This is a genomic window from Actinomadura sp., assembly GCF_044508335.1.
Lineage (GTDB): Bacteria > Actinomycetota > Actinomycetes > Streptosporangiales > Streptosporangiaceae > Spirillospora.
In genome coordinates, this window is sequence record NZ_JBIQHY010000034.1 from 31534 (window position 1) to 52580 (window position 21047).

Genomic DNA, 21047 nt, shown 5'->3' on the forward strand with positions numbered 1-21047 from the left:
GGCCGAGGAGGCGTGGTCTTGGTGCCGGGGTCGGGGACGGTGTCGCGCGGGGAAGCCGGTACAGGGTGGGTCAGAGCCCTGAAGAGCGGGGTCGTCGGTGTGATCGCCTCGTGGAGGTGGGACGGGAGGCGGGTGGCGGGAAGCGGCCCTTCGGGGGCCGGCAGGTCCGCGCCCGCGGGCCCGACGAGGATGGCGCGGGGGGCCAGCCAGAGCAGGAAGAGGGCCTCCGCACCGGCCTCGTGCTCACCGTCGACGATGACGACGTCGAACGAGTCGGGGGTGGGCGGGAGGACGTCCGGGATCCGCCAGAGGGGGAGGATCCAGGCGGGGACGTCGGCGAGGGCGACGGCGGCCGTCCAGGCCCGGGCGCCGGTGTGGGCGGCGCGGGCCGCGTCGAGCTCCTCCTCGGCGGCGGCCAGCTCGGCGCGGGCGCGGTCGGCGGCGGGCGGGGCGGCACCGGCGCGGCGCGCCCACGCCCAGGCGTCGTCCCAGCGGCGGGTGCGGGCCTGCCACGCCTCGTCGCCGTCCGTGGCGATCATGAGGTTGGCGAGGTCGGGGTGGACGGCGCGGACGCGGGCGAGCAGCTCGTCGCAGCGGATCTGGAGGGAGCGCTCGTGGCGGGCCTCGGCGAGGGCGCCGAGGGCGCGGCCGTAGGCGGCGGCGTCGCGGGCGTCGATGGCCTCGACGGCGGCGGCCAGTTCGGGGGGATCGTCGGCGCCGGCGGGGGCTATCGAGTCGCGGAGGGCGTCGAGGTCGGCTCCGGCGCGGTTGACGCCGAGACCTTCGAGGGCGTTGCGGAGGTCGGAGGCGTAGGTGTGCCACTGGACCGGGTGCTCCAGGACGATGGCGAAGCCGTTGCGCTCCAGGAGGCGGCGCGTCGAGTCGATGGCGCGCATGGCCTCGCCGACGCGGGCGAGGCGGGCGTGGGCGCGGACGAACCGGGCGACGCGTTCGGCGGGCGGCAGGTCGGCCGGGAAGGAGATGCCCGCCGCCTCCCACACGTACTGGAGCTCCCGGCAGGTGATCCGCACCATGAGGTCGGTGTGGACGAGGTCGAGCAGCTCGGGCGTGGTGGGCGCGGCGCCGTCCACGGTGACGGTGGTGAGGAGCGGCTCGGCCTGCCGCTGGGCGGCGGAGCGCAGCGGGCCGCGCTTCAGCGTGCCGCCGCCGGCCAGGTGGGCGCGCAGGTCCTGGGCGGCCGCGGCGAGGCCGCGCAGGTCGGCGTCCGCGGGCAGGTCGACGCGGTGGGCGCCGAGCTCGGCGAGCGCGCGTTCGGCCCACTGGGCGCGGGACGTCATCTCCGACACGCGGGCCCAGATGAGCGGGCGGCGCTCGGCGAGCGCGTCCCCGAAGGCGCGGGCGGCGAGGTCGGCGGGGTTCCAGCCGCTCGGGTGCCCGTCCAGGCCGAGGTCGTGCAGCGCGGCGGCGACGACGGAGGCGTCGCCGTCCAGGCGGGCGAGGAGGGTGGGGTCGCCGTCGCGGAGGCGCCGGGACAGGTCCGTCTTGGCGCGCTCGGCGCGTTCGGCGGCGGCGATCTCCGCCTCGATCAGGGTGCGGACGTAGGCGGCGCTCGGCAGCGCGCCCGGGTCGACGTCGCGCTGCGCCGTGCGGGCCTTGCGTTCGGGGCTCTCCTCCGCGAGGAGGACGACCAGTTCGGCGGCCTCTGACCGGGAGATCGGCGGGGTCGGCGGCATGTCCGGGCGGACGGGCAGCCAGGACAGCTCGGGGTCCTCGTCGCGGCGGTCCGGCGCCGGCTCGCCCGCCGCGTCGTCGACGCGCCGGGCGAGCTCGTCGACGCGCCGCTCGGCGGCCCTCTCGCGTTCGGCCGCCGCCTCGGCGTCGGGCTCCGCCGTGCGGAGCGCCTCCACGATCTGGGCGGCCGTGGCCCGGTCGGTCGCGGCGAGGGCGGCGAGGTCCTCCGGCAGGGCGGCGCGGAGCGCGGCGGAGGCGGCGGGCCCGGAGGTGGCGACGAGCACCCGGTGGCCGCGCGAGAGCAGCCCGGCGAGCAGGTCGGGAATGGTCTCCGGCGCGCGTTCCGGCACGTGCATGACCTGCGGTTTGCCGGACACGAGCCGCGCCAGCCCCTCCGGGACGCCGCGCGGCAGCAGGCTCAGCAGCGCGGCGTGGTGGTCGGCGATCGCGGCGCGGCCCGGCCGCCGGACGACCAGGGCGGGCGCCAGCCGGACGCGCGGGGCGGGTGAGACGGCGTCGGTGCCGGGCGTCCAGTCCTCGCGGTAGTCGGCGGGGGTGGTGAGCGCCACCTGGGACCATTTGCGGAGGACGTCCCCGACGGACGTGTTCAGCCCGAAGCCCTGCCCGGCCTGGACGGCGTCGGCGATCCAGCCGGCGGGCCGGAAGCCGGGATGCCCGGACAGCAGGTCCCGGTCGCGCAGTGTCGTGTGGCCCGTGAGCACGACGTCGATGCGTTCGGTCCGGTCGTCGACGACGATCCGGACGGGCGTGCTCAGCAGGTGGTCGTGGACGGCCGGGCGCCACGACAGCAGGCCGGTCGCCAGCACGACCTCCTCGTCGGCCAGCTCCCGCAGGATCCGGTACCAGTTGCGGAGCCCGAGCCACCCGTCGAACTCGTCCAGCACGACGGGCGGCGTGAGCGGGATGACCGGGACGCTGAACAGCACGTCGCCGGGGCCGGCGTCCGCCTCCACGTAGACGTCGCCGGGCAGGCCGGCGAGCCAGTGGACGTGGTCGTGGTCGGCGAGGTCGCGGGACGGCCGCCGCCGGGCCCGCGCCAGGTCGCGCAGGAACCCCAGCAGCCGCGCCGCGTACTCGGCCTCGCGCGCGGCGGCTCCCTCGCCGGGTCCGCCGGACGGCCCGGTCGCCGGGCCGGGCCGGCCGCTCCGGCCGGGACCCGGGGCCTGTTCGGGCACCGCGGCTCCTTCCCTTCCCACGACGGGGACGGACACCTTCATACCGGGCGGTCCCCGCATCGGCTACGGGACGCCGGAAAAGGTCCGATGGTGGTGCCCCGATCTAACACCCAAGCGCGGGCCCGGTCGAGCGCTATCGATGATCTTGGACTACCGGGGGGACGCGACCCGGCTGTCCTCGTTCGGCATCATGACCCACAGGACCAGGTAGACGACGAACTGCGGGCCCGGCAGCAGGCACGACAGCACGAAGAGCAGCCGGACGGTCCCGGGGGTCATGCCGAACCGGCGCGCGAGGCCGGCGCAGACACCCGCGATCATCCGATCGTTGCGCGGACGGTATAGGCCGTTCATGGGTTCTTCTCTCCCCGATTCGTCGAGTGGTGAACACGGCCGCGGATTCTCGCGGCCACGTTCCTCACGCTACGAGCCGGGAGGCGCCCGCCACATCCGCCGTTCGTCCCGTTTCCAGGCCATACTCGGGGATTACGGGACGTCCCCTAAGGGAGCTCTAAGGGGCGTTGTACTCGGCGACGAGCTTCGGCAGGCCGGCGAGGTCGTCCAGGACGAACAGGCACTCGCGCAGCGCGTCGTCGTCCTGCTGGATGTGCCCCCAGGGGCCGCGCCGCAGGAACGCCGCCCGCATCCCGTACTCCAAGGCCGGGCGGACGTCGTTGTCGATGCGGTCCCCCACGTACAGGACCCGGTCGGGCAGCACGTCCGCGAGCTGGGCGCAACGCTCGAAGAACTCATGGGACGGCTTGCTGATGCCCCACACGCCGGAGATGCCGATGACGTCCGCGTCCAGCCCGAGCGCCGCCATCTGCTCCGCCGCCGCGACCGGCTGGTTGCCCGCGATCCCGACGTAGAGCCCCTGGTCGCGCAGCACGGACAGGCACGCCCGCGCGTCCGGGTAGAGGTCGTCCGCCCCGAACCCGTTGGGGACGCCCGCCTCGGCCCGGCGCCGCTCCTCCTCTTCGAGGTCGAACCCCGGCCGGAAGTATTCGAAGAGATCCATGTGGCTGCCGCCCAGCGCGAGCACCGCCCCCAGCTTGGCCAGGAACGTGTGCCGCGGCACGCCGAGCCAGTCGGCCCAGCGCCCGTAGATCCCCCCCTCGTTGATGAGGGTCTCGCCGATGTCGAAGAACACGGCCTGGATGGGCCGAGGGGTGGTGGCCTGGTTCACTTCGCCGCCAGATCGACCGTCGTGCCGGGGGTCAGGCGGCGGAACTCCTTGCCCAGCTCGTTGCCGGCCCTGGTCACGGCGGTCTGCATCACCCGGAGGCCGATGTCGTTCAGCAGGCCGTCATGGATGACGAAGGCGCGGCCGGGATCGACCTCGCGCGTGTAGGAGAACAGCTCCGGGACCTTCAGCCAGGGCGCGTTGCCGGGGAGGCACAGGGTCGGGACCGGCTCGGACGGGACGGTGAGCGCGTCGCCCGGGTGGAAGACCTCGCCGTTCACCAGGAAACCCACGTTCGGGATGGGCGGGACGTCCGGGTGGAGCAGCTCGTGCTCCTCGCCGTAGACGTGCACCTCGAAGCCGGCGATCGTCACGGAGTCGCCGTGGCCGACCTGGTGGACGCGCCCGCCGAGATCGGCGAGGTCCTCGGCGACGGCGCGGGACGTCCAGACCTCCAGGGACGGCCGCTCGGCCATCGCGGCGCGCAGCGCGCCGGCGTCGTAGTGGTCGAAGTGCTCGTGCGTGATCAGCACGGCGTCGGCGGCGGCCAGCGCGCCGGACGCGTCGCTGAAGGAGCCGGGGTCGATGACGATCGTGCGGTCGTCCTCGCTGATCTGGACGCAGGCATGCCCGAGCTTGGTGAGACGCATCCGGCCATGTTCGCACGTCGGGGGCGCCGCCCCCATTGACCGCCCCCCGGCAGCTTGATAGAACACGTTCTACTTTGGTTCGGCGCAAGGAGGCGGCGATGCCCGTTCCCGACCAACGCGATCCCGAGGTCACCAGAAGCGCCCTGGCGGAGTGGCTCGGACGGCATCTGCCCGGCGTCCGGATCCCCCACGTGGACACCCCGCAGACCAGCGGATTCTCCAACGAGACGCTCATGTTCGACGCCGAGTGGACCGACGGCGGGCAGACCAGGCGCGAACCGTTCGTCGCGCGGGTCGCGCCCACCAGGTACCAGGTCTTCCCCGAGCCCCGGTTCGCGGACGAGCACCGGCTGATGCGGATCCTGGACGAGCGGACGCCCGTCCCGGTGCCGCCGATCCGCTGGTACGAGCCGTCCGCGGACGTGCTCGGCGCCCCGTTCTTCGTGATGGGGCGGGTCGACGGCCGCGTCCCGACCGACATGCCGCCCTACCACATGGGCGGCTGGGTGACCGAGGTCGCGCCGGACGAGCGGGCGGCGATGTGGTGGTCCACGCTGGAGATCATGGCGGTCCTGCACCGGCTGGACGTCGCGGAGCTGGGCCTGGACTTCCTCGACCGGCCGCGATGGGGCGCGCCCGGCATCGACCAGCGGCTGAACTACTACGAGCACTACCTCCACTGGGCCTACGACGGGCCGCAGGAGACCGCGCTCAAGGCGCTGGACTGGCTGAAGGCGAACCGCCCCGAGGAGCCGGACGAGCCCGCCGTCCTGTGGGGCGACTCCCGCATCGGCAACGTGATCTTCCAGGCGGGCGCGCCGAAGGCCGTCCTGGACTGGGAGACCGCGGCGCTCGGCGCGCCCGAGGAGGACCTCGCCTGGTTCCTGTTCCTGGACCGGCACCACAGCGAGGGCGTCGGCGCCGCCCGGCTGGACGGCTTCCCGTCCCCCGCGGAGACCGTCGCCCGGTACGAGGAGCTGCTCGGGCGCCCGATGCGGCACATGGCGTACTACGAGATCCTGTCCGGCTTCAAGTTCTCGGTGATCATGGCCCGGATCGGGCAGGCGATGATCGACTTCGGCTGGATCGACGGGACCTCCGACTTCCCCTACAACAACAACTGCACGCAGCTGCTCGCGCGCATCCTGGAGGCCGGCCGGTGACGCTCTCGCCCCTCGACGACTACCCGATCCACCAGGCGCCCGAGGTGATGCGGCACGTCACCACGTCCGACCGCAACTTCTACGACCGGTACTACTTCAACGTCCACCCCTGCTCGGACGAGATGATGATGCTCATCGGCGTCGGGCAATACCCGAACCTCGGGGTGATGGACGCGTTCGCGCTCGCGCGGCGCGGGCCGCTGCACAAGGTGGTCCGGGCGTCGCGCGAGTTGGGGAACGACCGCATGGACACCACGGTCGGGCCCTTCCGAGTGGAGGTCATCGAGGGTTTGAAGCGGCTCAGGGTCGTCCTGGACGAGAACGAGCACGGCCTGTCGTTCGACCTCACCTGGGAGGGGTCGATCCCCGCCACGCTGGAGCCTCCGCACTACCTGCGCTGGCAGGAGCGCGTCGTCTTCGACTCGCGGCGTCTCGCGCAGACCGGCCGTTGGACGGGCACCATCACCGTGGAGGGCGAGACCATCGAGGTCACGCCCGACCACTGGTGGGGCTCACGGGACCGGTCGTGGGGCATCCGTCCCGTGGGCGAGCCGGAGCCGCCGGGCATCCAGGTCAAGAACGCCGGAACGTTCTACTGGCTGTACACGCCGATCCAGTTCGAGGACCACTCGATCCTCTGCATCGTGCAGGAGGACGAGAAGGGCCGCCGCGTCCTGGAAGAGGCCACACGCGTCTGGCCCGACCGCGAGGCCGAGTACCTGGGGCGTCCCGAATACCGTCCCGTGTACGCCGACGGCACCCGCGACGTGGTGACCGCCACGCTCCGGTTCGCGCCGCCGGGCGGGGAGCCCTTCGAGGTGAAGGCGACCCCGATCCTGCCCGTCCACCTGATGGTGGGCACGGGGTACGGGCTGGAACCCGACTGGAAGCACGGCATGTACCAGGGGCCCGACCTCAAGGTGCAGGGCGTCACCTACGACACCCGCAAACCGGACGACGCCGCCCGCATGTGGGGAATGGTCGACGCGGTCGGCCGTTTCGAGTACCTGGACGGCGCGCAGCCCACCGGCGCCGCCACCGGCTACGGCCTCTACGAGTACTGGGCGCTCGGCCCGCATCCGTCCTTCGGCTGACATGAGATCTGCCAAACTGAAGGCCGTGACGACCCCGCCTTCGCCCGACCCCCCGGACGCGGGACGGCCGTCCCGGGAAGAACTGGACCGGCAGGTGCGCGACCGCTACGGAACCTGGCGCGACCAGCCGCGGGGCCTCGCCTGCGCGGTGATCGCGGCTTTCATGATCCTCACCACGGCGGCATTCGTGTTCGCCGTCGTCGCCGTCGTCGCGGCGATGCGCTGACAGAACACACTCACAGAACGCGCTCACAGAACGCGCTGACAGGCGGGAACCCCGGTACGCCCGGCGAGGCGCCCGGGGTTCCGGCCGCAAGTCAGGTAGGGATCCCCCCCGTCCCCTCGGCAATGGTGAACGCCACGTCGCCCTGCGGGTCGACCTGTGCGTCAAGGGTCTTGTCGTTGAGCAGCTCGGCGACCGCGGCCTCCAGGTACACCTTGGCACCCTCCTCCTCGACCACCTGGTCTCCGGCCTCGGGCGCGGGGGCGACCGAGAGCCGCAGGGCGTCCGAGCCGTCGATCCCGGACTCGATGCGGATGCCGGTCTCCGGCGGAAGCTCCGGGTTGGCGGTCACCGTCCGGATGACCTGAACGGCACCGCTCGTCAGGGTGAGCACGATCCGCTCTCCTCACGTCTGTCGTTGCGTTACGGATCTGCCCCACCCTCCCCGATCGCCATCGCGGCAAACATCGGATCGCGGCCCGGTCCGGCGTCAGCCCGCGCTCGGGGCGAGCGCCCGCACCGCCTCCGCCGGGGACAGCCCGCCGCCGGGGACGACCGCGAGGACCGGCGTGGTCAGGCCGCTGTCCACGTACTCGCGGACCCGGGCCCGGCACGCCGCGGGCGACCCGTGCACGATCAGGTCGTCGACGACCTCGTCCGGGATGACCTCCAGGGCCTTCTTGCGGTCGCCGGCGGCCCACGCCTCGTTCATCGGCGCCAGCGCCGCACCGCGCCCGAGCCACTCGTGGAACGCCCTGTAGACCGGGACCGTCATGTACGCGGCGATCATCCAGCGGCCGATCGCGCGCGCCTCCTCGGCGTTGTCCGTCGGGCAGACGAACAGCCGCGCGATCAGCTCGGGCTCGTCGCCGATCACCCCGCGCACCGTCCGGACGTCCTTCGGCGCGAGCCAGTTGGTGATCGCCCCGTCGGCCTCCCAGGCGGCGAGCCGCAGCATGCCGGGGCGCAGCGCCGCGAGGACGATCGGCGGCGGCGCCGCCGGCGCGTTGTCGAGCTTGAACCCCTTGACGGCGAAGGTGTCGTACTCCTCCTTCACCTTCTCCCCCGCCAGGGCCTTGCGGAGGAAGCGCAGCGTGTCGCGCACGCGCTTGTACGGCTCCTCGAACGGGATGCCGTTCCAGCGCTGCACGATCGTGTCGGACGAGGTGCCGACGCCGAGCACGAACCGCCCGGGCGCGAGGTCCGCGAGGGTGGCGGCGTGCTGGGCCAGCAACGCGGGCCCGCGCGTGTAGACCGGGACGATCGCGGGGCCGAGGCGCAGCTCCGGGCCCCACTGGGAGGCGAGCGCCAGCGGGGTGAACGCGTCGGTGCCGTTCGTCTCGGCGGACCAGGCGTCGGTGTAGCCGAGCGCGGACAGTTCGGCGACCAACTCGCGGTGCTCGGCCAGCGGGAGCCCGGTCATCGGAATGGTCAGTCCCCAGCGTGACATGCGGGCCTCCTAGGCGACCGACGCGCGGATGGTGGCGCCGCCGTCCACGACGAGGGTCTGCCCGGTCATCCAGGACGAGGCGTCGCCCGCGAGGAACACGGCCGCGTGCGCGATGTCCTCGGGCTCGCCGAGCCGCTTGAGCGGCATGTGCTCGCTGATCTGCGCCTCGTTCGGCTCCCACAGCGCCCGGGCGAGGTGGGTCTTGACCAGGCCGGGGGCGATGCAGTTCACCCGCACCGCGGGCGCCAGCTCCATCGCGAACTGGCGGCTGAGGTGGATCACGGCGGCCTTGGTGGCGTTGTAGTAGCCGATGCCGTGCTCAGTGATCATGCCGCCGACGGAGGCGATGTTGATGATGGCGCCGCCGCCCTCGGCGAGGCCCGCCTTCAGCGCGAGCTGCGTCCACTGGACGATCGCGAACTGGTTGACCTCGACGGTCTTGGCCGCGGCGGCGGGCTCGATGTCGGCCATCGGCCCGAAGTAGGGGTTCGTCCCGGCGTTGTTGACCAGGATGTCGATGCCGCCGAACTCGGCGGCGGCGGCCTCCACGCAGGCGGCGGCCTCGTCGGCGTGGCCGACGTGCGCCGCCTTGGCGAGCACCCCGGCGCCGGGGCTCGCGGCGCTGATCTCCTTGGCGACCTCGTCGAGCGCCTCCTGCTTGCGGGAGGAGATGACCACGTTGGCGCCCTCGGCCGCGAACGCCGCCGCGATCGCCTTCCCGATGCCCCGGGACGCCCCGGTGACCAGGGCCGTCCTTCCCTCAAGACCAGTCCGCATCCGCGCGCTCCCTACTCGCTCCCACCCCGGTGGGCGGCAATGGGCAGAATCCGACTCGGTTCACTGTAGCGAAGTGACTGACGAGTCAGTTAGCTGCCCCGCGGGTTCGGTCCCGCTCACCGGACGCACGCCCTTCCCACCGATCGCCCGGTTGTTACGCTGCGCCGCGAGACACGAGGAGGGGCCGCGTGACCACCACCCGCGTGAGCACACCCAAGGAGCGCCGCCCGGCCGTCGAGGGCTGGTACACCACCGAGGACGGCGGCGTCCGGCTGCTCGGCACCCGCTGCTCGTCGTGCGGGACGCCGTACTTCCCGCGCAACGAGCTGGCGTGCCGCAACCCCGGCTGCACGGGGCCGAAGGACGGCTCGGAGCTGGAGCCGTACGCGCTGTCGGCGCGCGGGCGCGTCTGGTCCTACGCCGACTCGCGCTACAAGCCGCCGCCCCCGTACGTCTCCCCCGACCCGTTCGTGCCGTACGCGGTCGCCGCCGTGGAGCTCGACGCCGAGCGCATGGTCGTCCTCGGCCAGGTCGTCCCCGGCCTCACCGTCGACGACCTGGAGGTCGGCATGGAGGTCGAGCTGACCGAAGGCGTCCTGTACGAGGACGACGAGGCCGAGTACACCGTCTGGATGTGGAGGCCCGTCAAGTGAGTCGCGACATCGCCGTCCTCGGCGCGGGGATGCACCCGTGGGGCAAATGGGGCCGCAACTTCGTCGAGTACGGGCTCGCCGCGGCGCGGGCCGCGCTCGCCGACGCCGGGCTCTCCTGGACGGACGTCCAGTACGTGTCGGGCGCCGACACCATCCGGAACGGGTACCCGGGGTTCATCGCGGGCGCCACGTTCGCGCAGGCGCTCGGCTGGTCGGGCGCGCGGGTGTCCAGCTGCTACGCCGCGTGCGCCTCCGGGGCGCAGGCCATCAGCACGGCGCGCGCGCAGATCCTCGCGGGCCTGTGCGACGTCGCGCTGGTCGTCGGCGCCGACGCCGCGCCGAAGGGCTTCTTCAAGCCGGTCGGCGGCGACCGGCCGGACGACCCGGACTGGCTGCGGTTCCGGCTCCTGGGCGCGACCAACCCCATCTACTTCGCGCTGTACGCGCGCCGCCGGATGGCCATGTACGGCGCCACGCTCGACGACTTCGCCGCCGTCAAGGTGAAGAACGCGCGGCACGGCCTGTCCAACCCGAACGCCCGCTACCGCAAGGAGGTCACGCCGGAGGACGTCCGCGAGTCCGCCGTCGTCGCCGACCCGCTGCGCCTCCTGGACATCTGCGCGACCAGCGACGGCGGCGCCGCGCTCGTCCTGACGTCGCTGGAGTTCGCGCGGCGGCACGGCGTGGCCGACCCGGTGCGCATCCCGGCGGTCTCGACGGTCACGCCGACGTTCCCGAAGACCGTCCTGGACCTGCCCGACTTCGCGACGGACTCGGCGATGGCCGCCGCCGTCCCGGAGCGGCCGTTCCGCTCCGCGATCGCGCACGCCGCCTACGAGGAGGCCGGCCTCGGCCCCGGGGACCTGTCGCTCGCCGAGGTGTACGACCTGTCCACCGCGCTCGAACTCGACTGGTACGAGGACATCGGGCTGTGCGAGCCGGGCGGCGCGGAGGAGCTGCTCCGGTCCGGCGCCACGGCGCTCGGCGGCCGCATCCCGGTGAACCCGAGCGGCGGTCTCGCCTCGTTCGGCGAGGCGATCCCGGCGCAGGCGATCGCCCAGGTGTGCGAGCTGACCTGGCAGCTCCGCGGGCGGGCCGAGGGCCGCCAGGTCGAGGGCGCGCGGACGGGCATCGCGGTGAACCAGGGCCTGTTCGGCCACGGCTCCGCCGTCATCGCCGTCCGCTGAGGGGTGTGGGCGCTCCGCGCGTCGTGAGACGATCCGCACGTCGGCGTATCGCGAGTGCGGGGAGCGGTGATGGAACGGGACGGCGTGGGCGAACTCCGGCGGCTCCCCTCGGGCCGGCACCGGCTGTCCCGGGACTACGTCGCCGGCCACCAGATGTCGCGCATTCTCTCCGCCGTCGTCGAAATCGCCGGCACCGAGGGGTACCGCTCGCTGACCGTTGATTCCATCATCGCCAATGCGGGAGTTTCACGGGCCACGTTCTATGTCCATTTCAAGAACAAGGACGACGCTTTTCTGCGGGCCTACGACCGCGAAGTCGAGCTGATGATGGACAGCGTCGTGGACGCCTACCGGGACGAGCCGGACGCGCTCAGCCGGGTCCGCGCGGGCGTCGGCGCGTTCCTGCGCTACCTCGCCGCGCACCCGGTCGCCGCCCGGATGTGCGTGATCGAGGCGCTGTCGGCCGGACCGGTCGCGGCGGCCCGCCGGGACCAGACGCTGGCCGCGTTCGCGCAGGTCGTGACCGACAACATGCACGAGCTCTTCCCGCACTACCCGAGCCCGGAGCTGCTCGCGGAGACGGTCGTCGGCGGCATCTACCAGGTCGCCTACGCGCGGATCTCCAGGGGCGAGACCGCCCGCCTGCCGGAGCTGCTGGACGGCCTGCTGCACACGTTCGCGCTCCCCGACTCCGACCGCTGGGGCCCGGACGCGGCGCGTCCCGAATAGCGGTCCGACGCCTCTTCACATTTGACGGGGGAGCGCGCAATTTCGGGACACGCCGGCGTGTTCCATGGGTGCGCCCGTGGTCCGGCCGGAGTCGCGCCGCCCTCCCCTCCCGGTCGGGCCAAGAGGCGTCCCTCCAGGTGAAGCCAGCAATGCCAGCGGCACGGCGAGCCGGTCAAGACGTGGCCGGATCCGGCCAACGGGAACCCGGGCCGAAATGACCGCCGAGTCAACTCCCGGGCCGCCGGCCGGTCACCCCGGCACGCTGCGCGTTCGCCCGCCGCCGCTGCGGAGCGTGACCGCGGTCACACGGCCGCGGGGCCCTATTCGGACACCGGCCGGGCCGGTAACCCGGTAGCTGAAAACCGGTCGAGCGCCCCGCCGGAATGGCCCGCCCCTTGATGAACGCCATCATTCATGGTTCTGTCCCGGTTGCCGCGACGTTCCCCGGCGCGGTCACGGGCCCAGGCCGTCCGGACGTCGTGCACATGTCTCCCACCCCCCGAAAGAGGCAGCATGAGAAAGCTCGGCAAAATCGCCATTCCCATTGTGGGATCCGCCGCGTTGCTCTTCGGAATGACGGGCACCGCGTTCGCGTCCGCCACCATCACCTCCGGCGGCGCCCCGTACACCGGCGACGTCCTCGGCACCAACCTGGGCAACGTGACGCTGGCCGGCAACAGCTTCTTCGGCCCCATCATCAACACCTGCACCAGCGCGAGCCTCGGCGCCTACACCAAGTACGACGGCACCGACGGGAAGCTCAACAGCGTGTCGATCTCCGGCTGCACGAACAACCGCCACGGCACCACCACCGTCACCGCGACCGGGCTGCCCTACACCGGCGGCCACGTCGACCACGACCCCGTCAGCGGCGGGCGCGACGGCAAGATCGTCATCGACGCGCCGAACTCGGCCGTGGACGTCAAGGCCATCCTGGACCTCCCCGACTGGGGACTCATGGGCGTGGAGTGCCACTACGGCCTGACGACGTCGACGCCGCTGAGCATCGACGTCTACAACCCGTCCAACTCGAACAAGCCGGTTCCGTCCAACCCGCACGGGCAGGGCAAGCTGGCCGGCCAGTCGCTGCAGCTCATCTCCGGCGACTCGGTCTGCCCGGCGTCGGCGTCGGCCAACGGCAACTTCCAGATCGTCACCGACCCGGGCGGCGCCGACCTGGAGCTCGGCGCCTGATCCGCGTCCGCTGACCCCCGTTCCCCGATCGAACCCACCCCACCGGGACGGGCCGCACGCGACGGCGGCCCGTCCCACCCTCAGCCGGGAGTCCCCATGCGCATCAGCCTCCGCCGCCGGCTGGCGGCCGGCACCGCCGCCCTCACCCTCGCCGGAAGCCTGCTCGGCGCCGTCGCCGCCGCGCCCGCCGCCTCCGCCGACACGCTGCCCGACTTCGACTTCTCCGCGTGCCCGGACCTGCCCGCGGACGCCGACCCGCAGTTCTGGCAGTGCAACATCGCCGTCACCTACGGCGGGACGTTCAAGCTCGGCGCGATCGAGACGACGATCGAGTCCCCGATCACCCTCGTCTACGCCAACGGCTTCGATCCCGTCACCTACGAGCCGAGGACGGTCTTCGGCTCGTTCAAGGCGAGCAAGTTCCTCGTCCAGCCGGGCCTGTTCGGCGACCCGTTCGTCACGGCCATCTACGCGCAGCCGAAGTACGCCGGCGGCCTCAACACCGACGGCGGCAAGCTCAACCTGAACCTGACGGTGAGCGTGCAGAACCCGCTGCTCGGGTCGCGGTGCAGCATCGGGTCGAGCTCCGCCCCGATCGCGCTGCAACTCGGCATCGGCACCACCAACCCGCCGCCGCCGAACACCCCCATCTCCGGCGAGCCGCCGGTCGTCGTGAGCACGAACCCGGTCGTGCTGAAGACGACCGTGGTCGACAACGCGTTCGCGGTGCCGCGCGCCGACAAGTGCGGCCTCGACCTCGGCCTGGAGAACTGGCTGGTCAACCTGTACGCCGGCCTGCCGTCCGCGGCCGGGAACAACACGGCGATCTTCAAGCAGTACGCGAGCTTCAAGCCCTACACCGAACTCTCCTAGCCCGGCCCGCCGCGCCGTGAACCCCCGCTCCGTGACCCGGACACGGCCAGGCGAGCCGCCACCGGCCCGCGCCGCTCCTCCCCGCCGGAGGGGCGCGGGCCTCGATCCCTCCCCAGGAGTTGACACGATGAGAACACCCTTCATGCGGCGCGCCGCCGCGGCGGTGGCCGGCGCGGGCCTCACGGCGCTGGCCCTCACGGGCCTGTCCGGGCCGGCCGCCGCGGACGTCCCGCCCGGCCTCGACTTCGCCGACTGCCCGGCCGTGAGCGAGCTGCCGCCGGACGCCGACCTGACGTTCTGGCAGTGCAACGTGACGGTCATCGCCGGCGGCCGGCTCCAGATCGGCTCCATCGACCAGGAGATCACCCAGCCGATCAAGATGACGTGGGCGACCGGGTTCGACCCGGTGACGTTCGAGGGCTACAGCGTCTTCGGCCCCATGCGGGCCGAGCCGCAGCGGGTCAAGGGCGGCGTCCTCGGCATCGAGGGGACCGACATCATCCCCCTCCTGCAGATCAGCGCGCAGCCCGAGATGGCCGCCGACCCGGAGCTGGCCCCCGAGGGCCAGATCGCGCTCCGCCTGCGGCTCAAGATCAAGACGATCAACCCGCTGCTCGGCGACACCTGCTACATCGGGAGCACCGCGGACCCGATCGTGCTCAACCTGACCTTCGGGACGACGAGCCCGCCCCCGCCGAACCAGCCCATCTCCGGCACACCGGCGCACCCGGTGGGCGACGGCGTGATCGCCTCGACGCTCGTCGACAACGCGTTCGCGGTGCCGAAGTCGTCCGGCTGCGGCTGGAACGGCATCCTCAACGCGGTCGCCGACTTCCGCGCGGGACTGCCGTCCGCCGCCGGCAAGAACACGGCCGTCTTCGAGTCCTACGCGAAGTTCACCCCGTACACCTCACTGGCGAACGCCACCGCCTGACCATCGCAGCGCACCCGGCCGGCCCGCGCCCCCCGCGGGCCGGCCGCCGCGTGTCCGGCGCGGCGCAGCCGGGCCCGGCGACGCCGCCGCGCAGGTCGTCGGGCAGACCGGACGGTGCGCCCAGGAGTACTGCCACGAATCCGGCAATGTGATGCAAGTCACCACATAGAACCTGTGTGACCTGGGGCGTAGCGGTCACGTGTCAGATGTCACCGCCTCGGCGGACTCGCGAGGTTCCGGACGCGGCTAGGTTTGTACTGACCGGTCAGTTCAAATCTAGCCTCCGGAGGCCGCGATGACGCCCGAGCACCAGACTCCGGGGACGGCCGCCGCGGCCGGGGGGACCGCCGCGGCCGTCTCCGGACCCGGCCCGGCCGGCTCCGGGACTGGCGGGGGCCGTCCCGGGGCCGGTTCGCCCGGCCTGAGCGTCCGCGCTCGCGGGCTGGGCGTCCGGGGCCCTCGCGGGTGGGCGTTCCGCGGGGTGGACCTGGACGTGCCGGGCGGCTCCCTGGTCGCCGTCAGCGGCATCGCCGGGAGCGGGCGGACGGCCCTGCTGCTGACGCTCGGCGGGCGGATGCGGGCGAGCGAGGGCACGGTCGCCGTCGGCGGGTTCACCAGGCCGGGGGACGTCCAGCGGGTGGCCGCGCTCGGCATCGTGCCGGGGGTCACCGAGCTCGACCCGGCGCTGACCGTGCGGGAGCACCTGAACGAGGCGCTGGCGCTGCGCGAGGGCGTCCTCGGCGGGTTCCGGGGGCGGGAGGCCCGCAGGCGGCGGGCGTTGCGGCGGGTCGGCCTGGACCTCGATCCGGGCACGCTCGCCGAGGAACTCGCACCGGACGAGGCGCAGCTGCTCGGGGCCGCGCTGGCGCTCGTGGGCGAGCCCGGCCTGCTCCTGCTCGACGACGTCGGCGAAGGGCTGCCCGCCGATGGGCAGCGGGAGCTGTGGCGGCGGCTCGCCGGCATCGCGGCCGCCGGAGTCACCGTCATCGCCGCCTGCCATGACGCCGGGCCCGCCGAAGGCCTGGCCGCGCACGACCTTTCGCTCTAGTTGGGAGATCCCCCCGAATGAGGCTTCCCGCGTTGACGTCCGGTGGTCTGGAGCTGCGCCGTTTCCAGCGCAACCGGCTGACCCGCATCGCGCTCGCCGGGCTCGTCTTGCTCCCCCTGCTCTACGCGGGGCTCTACCTGTGGTCCTTCTGGGACCCCTACGCCCGGCTCCAGCACGTGCCGGTGGCGCTGGTCGTCCAGGACCGGGGCGCCACCGCGGACGGGAAGCCGGTGCACGCGGGGGCCGACCTCGCCGACGAGCTGCGGAAGCGCAAGGTCTTCGGCTGGCGGACCGTGTCGGCGGAGGAGGCCGAGAAGGGCGTGCGGTCGGGGAAGTACTACATGTCGCTGACGATCCCGCCCGACTTCAGCGCCCGGATCGCGTCGCCGTCCGAGGACGGCGCTCCGGCGCCCGCCGGGCTGCGGCTGCAGATGAACGACGCCAACAACTACGTCGTGGGCACGCTCGCGCAGGCCGCGTTCAAGGAGATCAGCGCGGCCGCGGGCAGCGAGGCCGTGCGCGGCTACTTCGACCGGATCTTCCTCTCGTTCGGCAGGCTGCACGGTGAACTGGGCGAGGCGGCCGACGGGGCGGGCCGGCTGGCCGAGGGCGCCTGGCAGGCGGAGGACGGGGCCGGCAAGCTCGCCGAAGGCGCCGGGCGGGCGGAGGCGGGCGCGGGCCGGCTCAAGGGCGGCATAGACGAGGCCCGGTCCGGCAGCGGCGAGCTGACGTCCGGGCTGGGCGAACTGCACGACGGGACCGTCCAGGTCGCGGCCGGCATGCGGAAGCTCACCGCCACCGTCGACCGCGCGAGCGGCACGCTCGTCCCCCTGCTGCGGGAGAACGCGCCGGAGATCCGGCGGGCCGCGCTCGCGGTCGCGCGGGGCGCGGAGGCCCTGGCGGACGGGGCCGGGCGGCTGCCCGCGCGGACCGGTGCCGCGGTGGACCGGGCCGAGAAGGCGCAGGCCGAGCTGGAGGCGTACCTCGCCGCGCATCCGGAGATCCCGGCGAATGTCCGGCAGGACCTCACCCGTGCCGCGGCCCAGGTCGTCACCGCGGCCAAGGACGTGGACGGGTACGTCCGCGAGCACGCGGGCGAGCTGCGCGAGGTCGCGGCGGACGCGCGGACGGTCGGGCGCGCCGCCCGCAGGATCGCCGAAGAGGCCCCCGGGCTGGCCGCCAAGGTCGACAAGGCCCGCCGGGACGTGGACCGGCTCAACGCCGGCACCCAGCGGGTCAACGAGGGAGCCGGGCGGCTCCTCGCCGGGTCGTCCCGGCTCACCGGCGGGCTCGGCGCGCTGTCGGACGGCGCCGGCCAGCTGCGCGGCGGGCTCGGCCGGCTGTCGGGCGGCGCGGTGACGCTGGAGACCGCGCTCGCGCAGATCTCCGACGGAAGCGGCAGGCTCGCGGCCGGGCTGGACGAGGGCGCCCGGCGGGTGCCCGCCTACAGCGGCGCGGAGCGGGCCGCGCGGGCCGGCATGATGAGCGACCCGGTGCGGCTCGCCAGTACCACCGACAACAAGGCGGCGAACTACGGGACCGGGTTCGCGCCGTTCTTCGTACCGCTGTCCCTCTGGGTCGGCGGCATGATCATCTACATGCTGCTGCGCCCGCTGAACCCGCGCGCGATGGCGGGCACCGCGCCCGGGCGCCGCGTCGCGCTCGCCGGGTGGCTGCCCGCCGCGCTGATCGGGGCGGCGCAGGCGTGCGTCGTCCTGGCCGTGCTGCACCTGGCCCTCGGGCTGCGGGCGGAGCACTGGCCGGGGCTCGTCGCGTTCCTCGCGCTCGCGTCCGCCGCGTTCCTCGCCGTGATCCAGTGGGCGAACGCCCGGTTCGGGCCGATCGGCCGGATCATCGCGCTGGCGCTGCTGATGCTGCAGCTCACCTCGGCGGCCGGCACGTACCCGATCGAGACCAGCCCCCGCTTCTTCCAGCTGATCCGGCCGTACCTGCCGATGTCGTGGGTGGTGGACGGCGTCCGGCACCTGATCGTCGGCGGGCCGCTGACGCCGGTGTGGCAGGGTTGTGCGGTGCTGGTCGCGTTCCTGGCCGGCGGGCTCGCGCTCACCGCCCGCGCCGTCCGGCACAACCGGGTCTGGACGATGAAGCGCCTGCACCCGGCGCTGAAGCTCTAGGAGGCGGGGACGTGGCGCGCAGCGCGACCAGGGAGAAGCTGTTCGGCGCGGCGATCGAGCTGATCGCCGAGAGCGGGCTCGCGGCCACCACCGTCGACCAGATCGCCGAGCGGGCCGGGGTCGCCAAGGGCACCGTCTACTACAACTTCGGCAGCAAGGCGGCGCTGTTCGCGGCGCTGCTGGAGCACGGGGTGGACCGGCTCGCCGCCGCGCTGCGCGACGCCGCGGCCGGAAAGGCGCCGCTGGACGCGCTGGAGGCCGCCGTCGCCGCCGAGCTGGCGTTCATCGGCGAGCACGAGTCGTTCGCGCGGCTGCTGATCGCCGAGACGTGGCGGTCCGGCGGGGACTGGCAGCGCACCGCCCGGCTGATCCGGGAACGCGCCGTCGAGGTCATCGCGGACGTGCTGCGGGACGCGGTCGCCGCCGGGGACCTGCGCGCCGACCTCGACACCGGGACCGCCGCGTCCGCCGTGTTCGGCATGGTGCTGACCGTCGCGCTCGACTGGCGCGCGCTGCAGCCCGGCCGCCCGCTCGCCGACGTCCGGACGACCCTCCTGGACCTGCTGCGCGGCCGCCTCAACGGGGCGGGAGGTTCCGGATCTCCTCGATGACGCCGGGCATCGCCGCGTTGTTCTCCCGGATCCAGCGCCGCAGGACGGCGAGCTCCTCGTCGCTGTAGGCGCCGAGGCGCTCGCGGAAGGCGCGGGAGATCGGCTCGAAGTAGCGGCCGAACTCGGCGACGTTGTCCTCGACCAGCTCGACGATCACGCGGCGGCGGTCGTCGGGGTCGCGGGTGCGCTTGACGTATCCGGCGCGCTCCAGCCGGTCGATGACGGCGGTGATGGCGCCGCCGGTCGTGATCCCCATGAGCTGCGCGAGCTGCCCGGGGGTCTGCGGGCCGTCCAGCACCAGCGCGCTCACGCACTGCGCGTCGGTGACGTTCAGGCCCGCCTTGCTCGCGGTGGCGTGATGCAGCAGGACGGTGAACATGGTGCTGCGCTGCATGTCCCGCTGCAGATCGTCCAGCCGGTCGCGGTCCGGGGTCGACACGCCGCCCTCCCCCTCGTCGTCTCGTCATTGGAGAGCTTAGTGGCCGCATTCGGCCAGGACCACCGGGACCGCGGCGGCGTGTGGCGCACGACTCACCCGCTCATGATCAAAGCACTCCCGGGCCGCCCCTACCATGGAGTCGTTAGGACCACTAACAGAGGTCCCGCTCCTGGCCCCGGATCCCACGAAGGTTCGGGGCCGACCTGTAGCGAGCGCCCGCTACCTCGCCTCCTCCGCCACCTGCTTGGCCCACCGGTAGTCCGCCTTCCCGGCCGGCGACCGCTTCATCTCCTCGACGAACGCGTAGACGCGCGGCACCTTGTAGCCCGACAACCGGCGGCGGCAGTGCGCGTCCAGGTCCGCGGAGGACGGCACGCCGCCGGACGGCTGGATCACCGCCGCGACGCGGTTCCCCCAGCGCTCGTCCGGGATGCCCGTCACGACCGCGTCGTACACGGCCGGGTGCCCCTTGAGGACGGCCTCGACCTCCTCCGGGAACACCTTCTCCCCGCCGGTGTTGATCGCCTGGGAGCCGCGCCCGTACACGGCGATCGACCCGTCCTCCTCGACGGTCGCGATGTCGCCGGTGAGCAGCCAGCGCCTGCCGTCCACCACCGGGAACGTCTTCGCCGTCTTCTCCGGGTCGTTGTAGTAGCCGAGCGCGATGTGACCGGTGCGGGCGACCTGCCCGATGACGCCCGACCCCGGCTTGACCGGCTGGAGCGCGTCGTCCAGCACGGTGACGTTCTCGACGTCCGGCGCGAACCGCAGGCCCTTCTCCGGGGTCGAGCCGGCGACCGCCTCGGCCGTGGAGCCCGACTCGGTCGACCCGAACCGGTCCAGGATCATCACGTTCGGCAGCAGTTCCTGGATGCGCTCGCGGACCGTCCCGGTGAAGATCGCGCCGGTGGAGACGTAGGCGAACAGCGAGGACGTGTCGTAGCCGCCGCGCGCCAGCTCGTCCGCCATCGGGATCGCCATCGCGTCCCCGGTGATCGTCAGCGAGTTGACCTTCTCCCGCTCGATCGTCCGCCACACCTCGGCCGCGTCGAACTTGCGGACGTACACGAGCGTCGCGCCCATGAACCAGGCGATGAACGTGGCGACCTGCGCGGCGCCGTGCATCAGCGGCGCCACCGGCATCATGGTCAGCGGGCCGGAGTTGCGGGCGTGCTCGACGATGTCCTCGGGCTTCGACGGGCGCGGCACGGTCGGGTTCCAGAACGCGAAGATGATCTGCTCGGTCGTCCACATGACGCCCTTGGGCATCCCGGTCGTCCCGCCGGTGTAGATGATGTAGAGGTCGTCGCCGGACCGCGCCGGGAAGCCGCGCGTGCCGTCGGCGTCCTTCAGCGCGTCGTCGTAGGCCACCGCGCCCGGGATGGACGGCTCGCCGCCCACCGCGACGAGGTGCCGCAGCTCGGGCGCCTCCGGGACGGCCGCGGCGACCCGGTCCTCGAACTCCACGTCGTACAGCAGCGCGACGCTGTCGGAGTCCCGGTACACGTAGAGCAGCTCGCTCTCCACGTACCGGTAGTTGACGTTGATCGGCACGGCGCGGATCTTCAGCGCGGCCAGCAGCGCGGCCGCGTACTCGACGCCGTTGTAGAGCTGGACGGCGACGTGCTGGCCGGGCCGGACGCCCGCGTCCTGCAGATGGTGCGCGAGCCGGTTCGCGTGCTCGTCCAGCTCGGCGTACGTGAGCCGCCTATCGCCGCAGATCAGGGCGACACGGTCCCCGATCGCGTCCGCGACTCCCTCGAACAGGTCAGCGTGGTTGTACTCCATCGGACGTCCCTTTCGGGGTCTGGGGCCG

General features: G+C 73.1%; 21 protein-coding genes. 12 read left to right on the forward strand and 9 right to left on the reverse strand.

What is annotated here, in order from left to right:
- The 4 genes from ACIWVC_RS14740 to ACIWVC_RS14755 all read right to left on the reverse strand — a co-directional run.
- A partial coding sequence (locus tag ACIWVC_RS14740; protein ID WP_396454234.1) for a hypothetical protein occupies window positions 1–2888 on the reverse strand: 2888 nt, incomplete at its 3' end.
- A 150-nt stretch (window positions 2889–3038) separates the two neighbouring features.
- Window positions 3039–3242: a PspC domain-containing protein gene (locus ACIWVC_RS14745; protein WP_396447779.1), complete on the reverse strand. Its 204-nt coding sequence runs from the start codon at window positions 3240–3242 to the stop codon at window positions 3039–3041.
- A 157-nt stretch (window positions 3243–3399) separates the two neighbouring features.
- Window positions 3400–4074 carry an HAD family hydrolase gene (locus ACIWVC_RS14750; RefSeq protein WP_396447777.1) on the reverse strand — a complete coding sequence of 225 codons (675 nt, stop codon included), beginning with the start codon at window positions 4072–4074 and terminating at the stop codon, window positions 3400–3402.
- Entirely contained in the window at window positions 4071–4721 is a 651-nt protein-coding gene (locus ACIWVC_RS14755; RefSeq protein WP_396447776.1) for an MBL fold metallo-hydrolase, read from the reverse strand. Before ACIWVC_RS14755 ends, ACIWVC_RS14750 begins: the two co-directional genes overlap by 4 nt.
- Window positions 4722–4819: 98 nt before the next feature.
- Here ACIWVC_RS14755 and ACIWVC_RS14760 point away from each other — a divergent pair, with 98 nt between their 5' ends.
- Genes ACIWVC_RS14760 through ACIWVC_RS14770 form a run of 3 tightly spaced genes read left to right on the forward strand, consistent with a single transcriptional unit; the run spans window position 4820 to window position 7204 of the window.
- Entirely contained in the window at window positions 4820–5884 is a 1065-nt protein-coding gene (locus ACIWVC_RS14760; protein WP_396447775.1) for a phosphotransferase family protein, read from the forward strand.
- On the forward strand, window positions 5881–6978 hold the full coding sequence (locus ACIWVC_RS14765; protein WP_396447774.1) for a hypothetical protein: 1098 nt from the start codon (window positions 5881–5883) through the stop codon (window positions 6976–6978). The genes ACIWVC_RS14760 and ACIWVC_RS14765 overlap by 4 nt, the downstream gene beginning before the upstream one ends.
- Before the next feature lie 25 nt (window positions 6979–7003).
- Window positions 7004–7204 carry a hypothetical protein gene (locus ACIWVC_RS14770; protein WP_396447773.1) on the forward strand — a complete coding sequence of 67 codons (201 nt, stop codon included), beginning with the start codon at window positions 7004–7006 and terminating at the stop codon, window positions 7202–7204.
- A 91-nt stretch (window positions 7205–7295) separates the two neighbouring features.
- Here the strand turns inward: ACIWVC_RS14770 and ACIWVC_RS14775 are convergent, their stop codons facing one another.
- From ACIWVC_RS14775 to ACIWVC_RS14785, 3 genes are all read right to left on the reverse strand, one after another.
- Window positions 7296–7595 (reverse strand): Fe-S cluster assembly protein HesB, encoded by a 300-nt coding sequence (locus ACIWVC_RS14775; protein ID WP_396447772.1) that lies wholly within the window; start codon window positions 7593–7595, stop codon window positions 7296–7298.
- A gap of 96 nt (window positions 7596–7691) precedes the next feature.
- The gene (locus tag ACIWVC_RS14780; protein WP_396447771.1) at window positions 7692–8651 is read right to left on the reverse strand and encodes an LLM class F420-dependent oxidoreductase; all 960 of its coding nucleotides are present in this window, start codon (window positions 8649–8651) and stop codon (window positions 7692–7694) included.
- Window positions 8652–8660: 9 nt separating this feature from the next.
- Window positions 8661–9428 (reverse strand): SDR family oxidoreductase, encoded by a 768-nt coding sequence (locus ACIWVC_RS14785; protein WP_396447769.1) that lies wholly within the window; start codon window positions 9426–9428, stop codon window positions 8661–8663.
- A 188-nt stretch (window positions 9429–9616) separates the two neighbouring features.
- On the opposite strand from ACIWVC_RS14785, the gene ACIWVC_RS14790 reads away from it, so the two are divergent.
- From ACIWVC_RS14790 to ACIWVC_RS14830, 9 genes are all read left to right on the forward strand, one after another.
- On the forward strand, window positions 9617–10081 hold the full coding sequence (locus tag ACIWVC_RS14790) for a Zn-ribbon domain-containing OB-fold protein (RefSeq protein ID WP_396447767.1): 465 nt from the start codon (window positions 9617–9619) through the stop codon (window positions 10079–10081).
- 29 nt (window positions 10082–10110) lie between these two features.
- A complete protein-coding gene (locus tag ACIWVC_RS14795) occupies window positions 10111–11268 on the forward strand; it encodes a lipid-transfer protein (protein ID WP_396447811.1) in 1158 nt (385 codons plus the stop codon).
- A gap of 69 nt (window positions 11269–11337) precedes the next feature.
- Window positions 11338–11997, forward strand: a complete 660-nt coding sequence (locus ACIWVC_RS14800) for a TetR/AcrR family transcriptional regulator (RefSeq protein WP_396447766.1) — start codon at window positions 11338–11340, stop codon at window positions 11995–11997.
- Between the two features lie 561 nt (window positions 11998–12558).
- Window positions 12559–13191 (forward strand): hypothetical protein, encoded by a 633-nt coding sequence (locus tag ACIWVC_RS14805; protein WP_396447765.1) that lies wholly within the window; start codon window positions 12559–12561, stop codon window positions 13189–13191.
- Window positions 13192–13287: 96 nt separating this feature from the next.
- On the forward strand, window positions 13288–14064 hold the full coding sequence (locus ACIWVC_RS14810) for a hypothetical protein (protein WP_396454235.1): 777 nt from the start codon (window positions 13288–13290) through the stop codon (window positions 14062–14064).
- 127 nt (window positions 14065–14191) lie between these two features.
- A complete protein-coding gene (locus ACIWVC_RS14815) occupies window positions 14192–14998 on the forward strand; it encodes a hypothetical protein (protein ID WP_396447763.1) in 807 nt (268 codons plus the stop codon).
- A 481-nt stretch (window positions 14999–15479) separates the two neighbouring features.
- Window positions 15480–16046: an ATP-binding cassette domain-containing protein gene (locus ACIWVC_RS14820; RefSeq protein WP_396447762.1), complete on the forward strand. Its 567-nt coding sequence runs from the start codon at window positions 15480–15482 to the stop codon at window positions 16044–16046.
- 32 nt (window positions 16047–16078) lie between these two features.
- On the forward strand, window positions 16079–18181 hold the full coding sequence (locus ACIWVC_RS14825; protein WP_396447761.1) for a YhgE/Pip family protein: 2103 nt from the start codon (window positions 16079–16081) through the stop codon (window positions 18179–18181).
- An 11-nt stretch (window positions 18182–18192) separates the two neighbouring features.
- Complete coding sequence (locus ACIWVC_RS14830; RefSeq protein WP_396447760.1) at window positions 18193–18792, forward strand: TetR/AcrR family transcriptional regulator; 600 nt, start codon at window positions 18193–18195, stop codon at window positions 18790–18792.
- Here ACIWVC_RS14830 and ACIWVC_RS14835 read toward each other — a convergent pair.
- Together ACIWVC_RS14835 and ACIWVC_RS14840 are read right to left on the reverse strand one after the other, a co-directional pair.
- Entirely contained in the window at window positions 18758–19231 is a 474-nt protein-coding gene (locus ACIWVC_RS14835; protein WP_396454236.1) for a MarR family winged helix-turn-helix transcriptional regulator, read from the reverse strand. The genes ACIWVC_RS14830 and ACIWVC_RS14835 overlap by 35 nt on opposite strands.
- Before the next feature lie 219 nt (window positions 19232–19450).
- Window positions 19451–21019: an acyl-CoA synthetase gene (locus ACIWVC_RS14840; protein ID WP_396447758.1), complete on the reverse strand. Its 1569-nt coding sequence runs from the start codon at window positions 21017–21019 to the stop codon at window positions 19451–19453.
- Window positions 21020–21047: the final 28 nt, after the last annotated feature.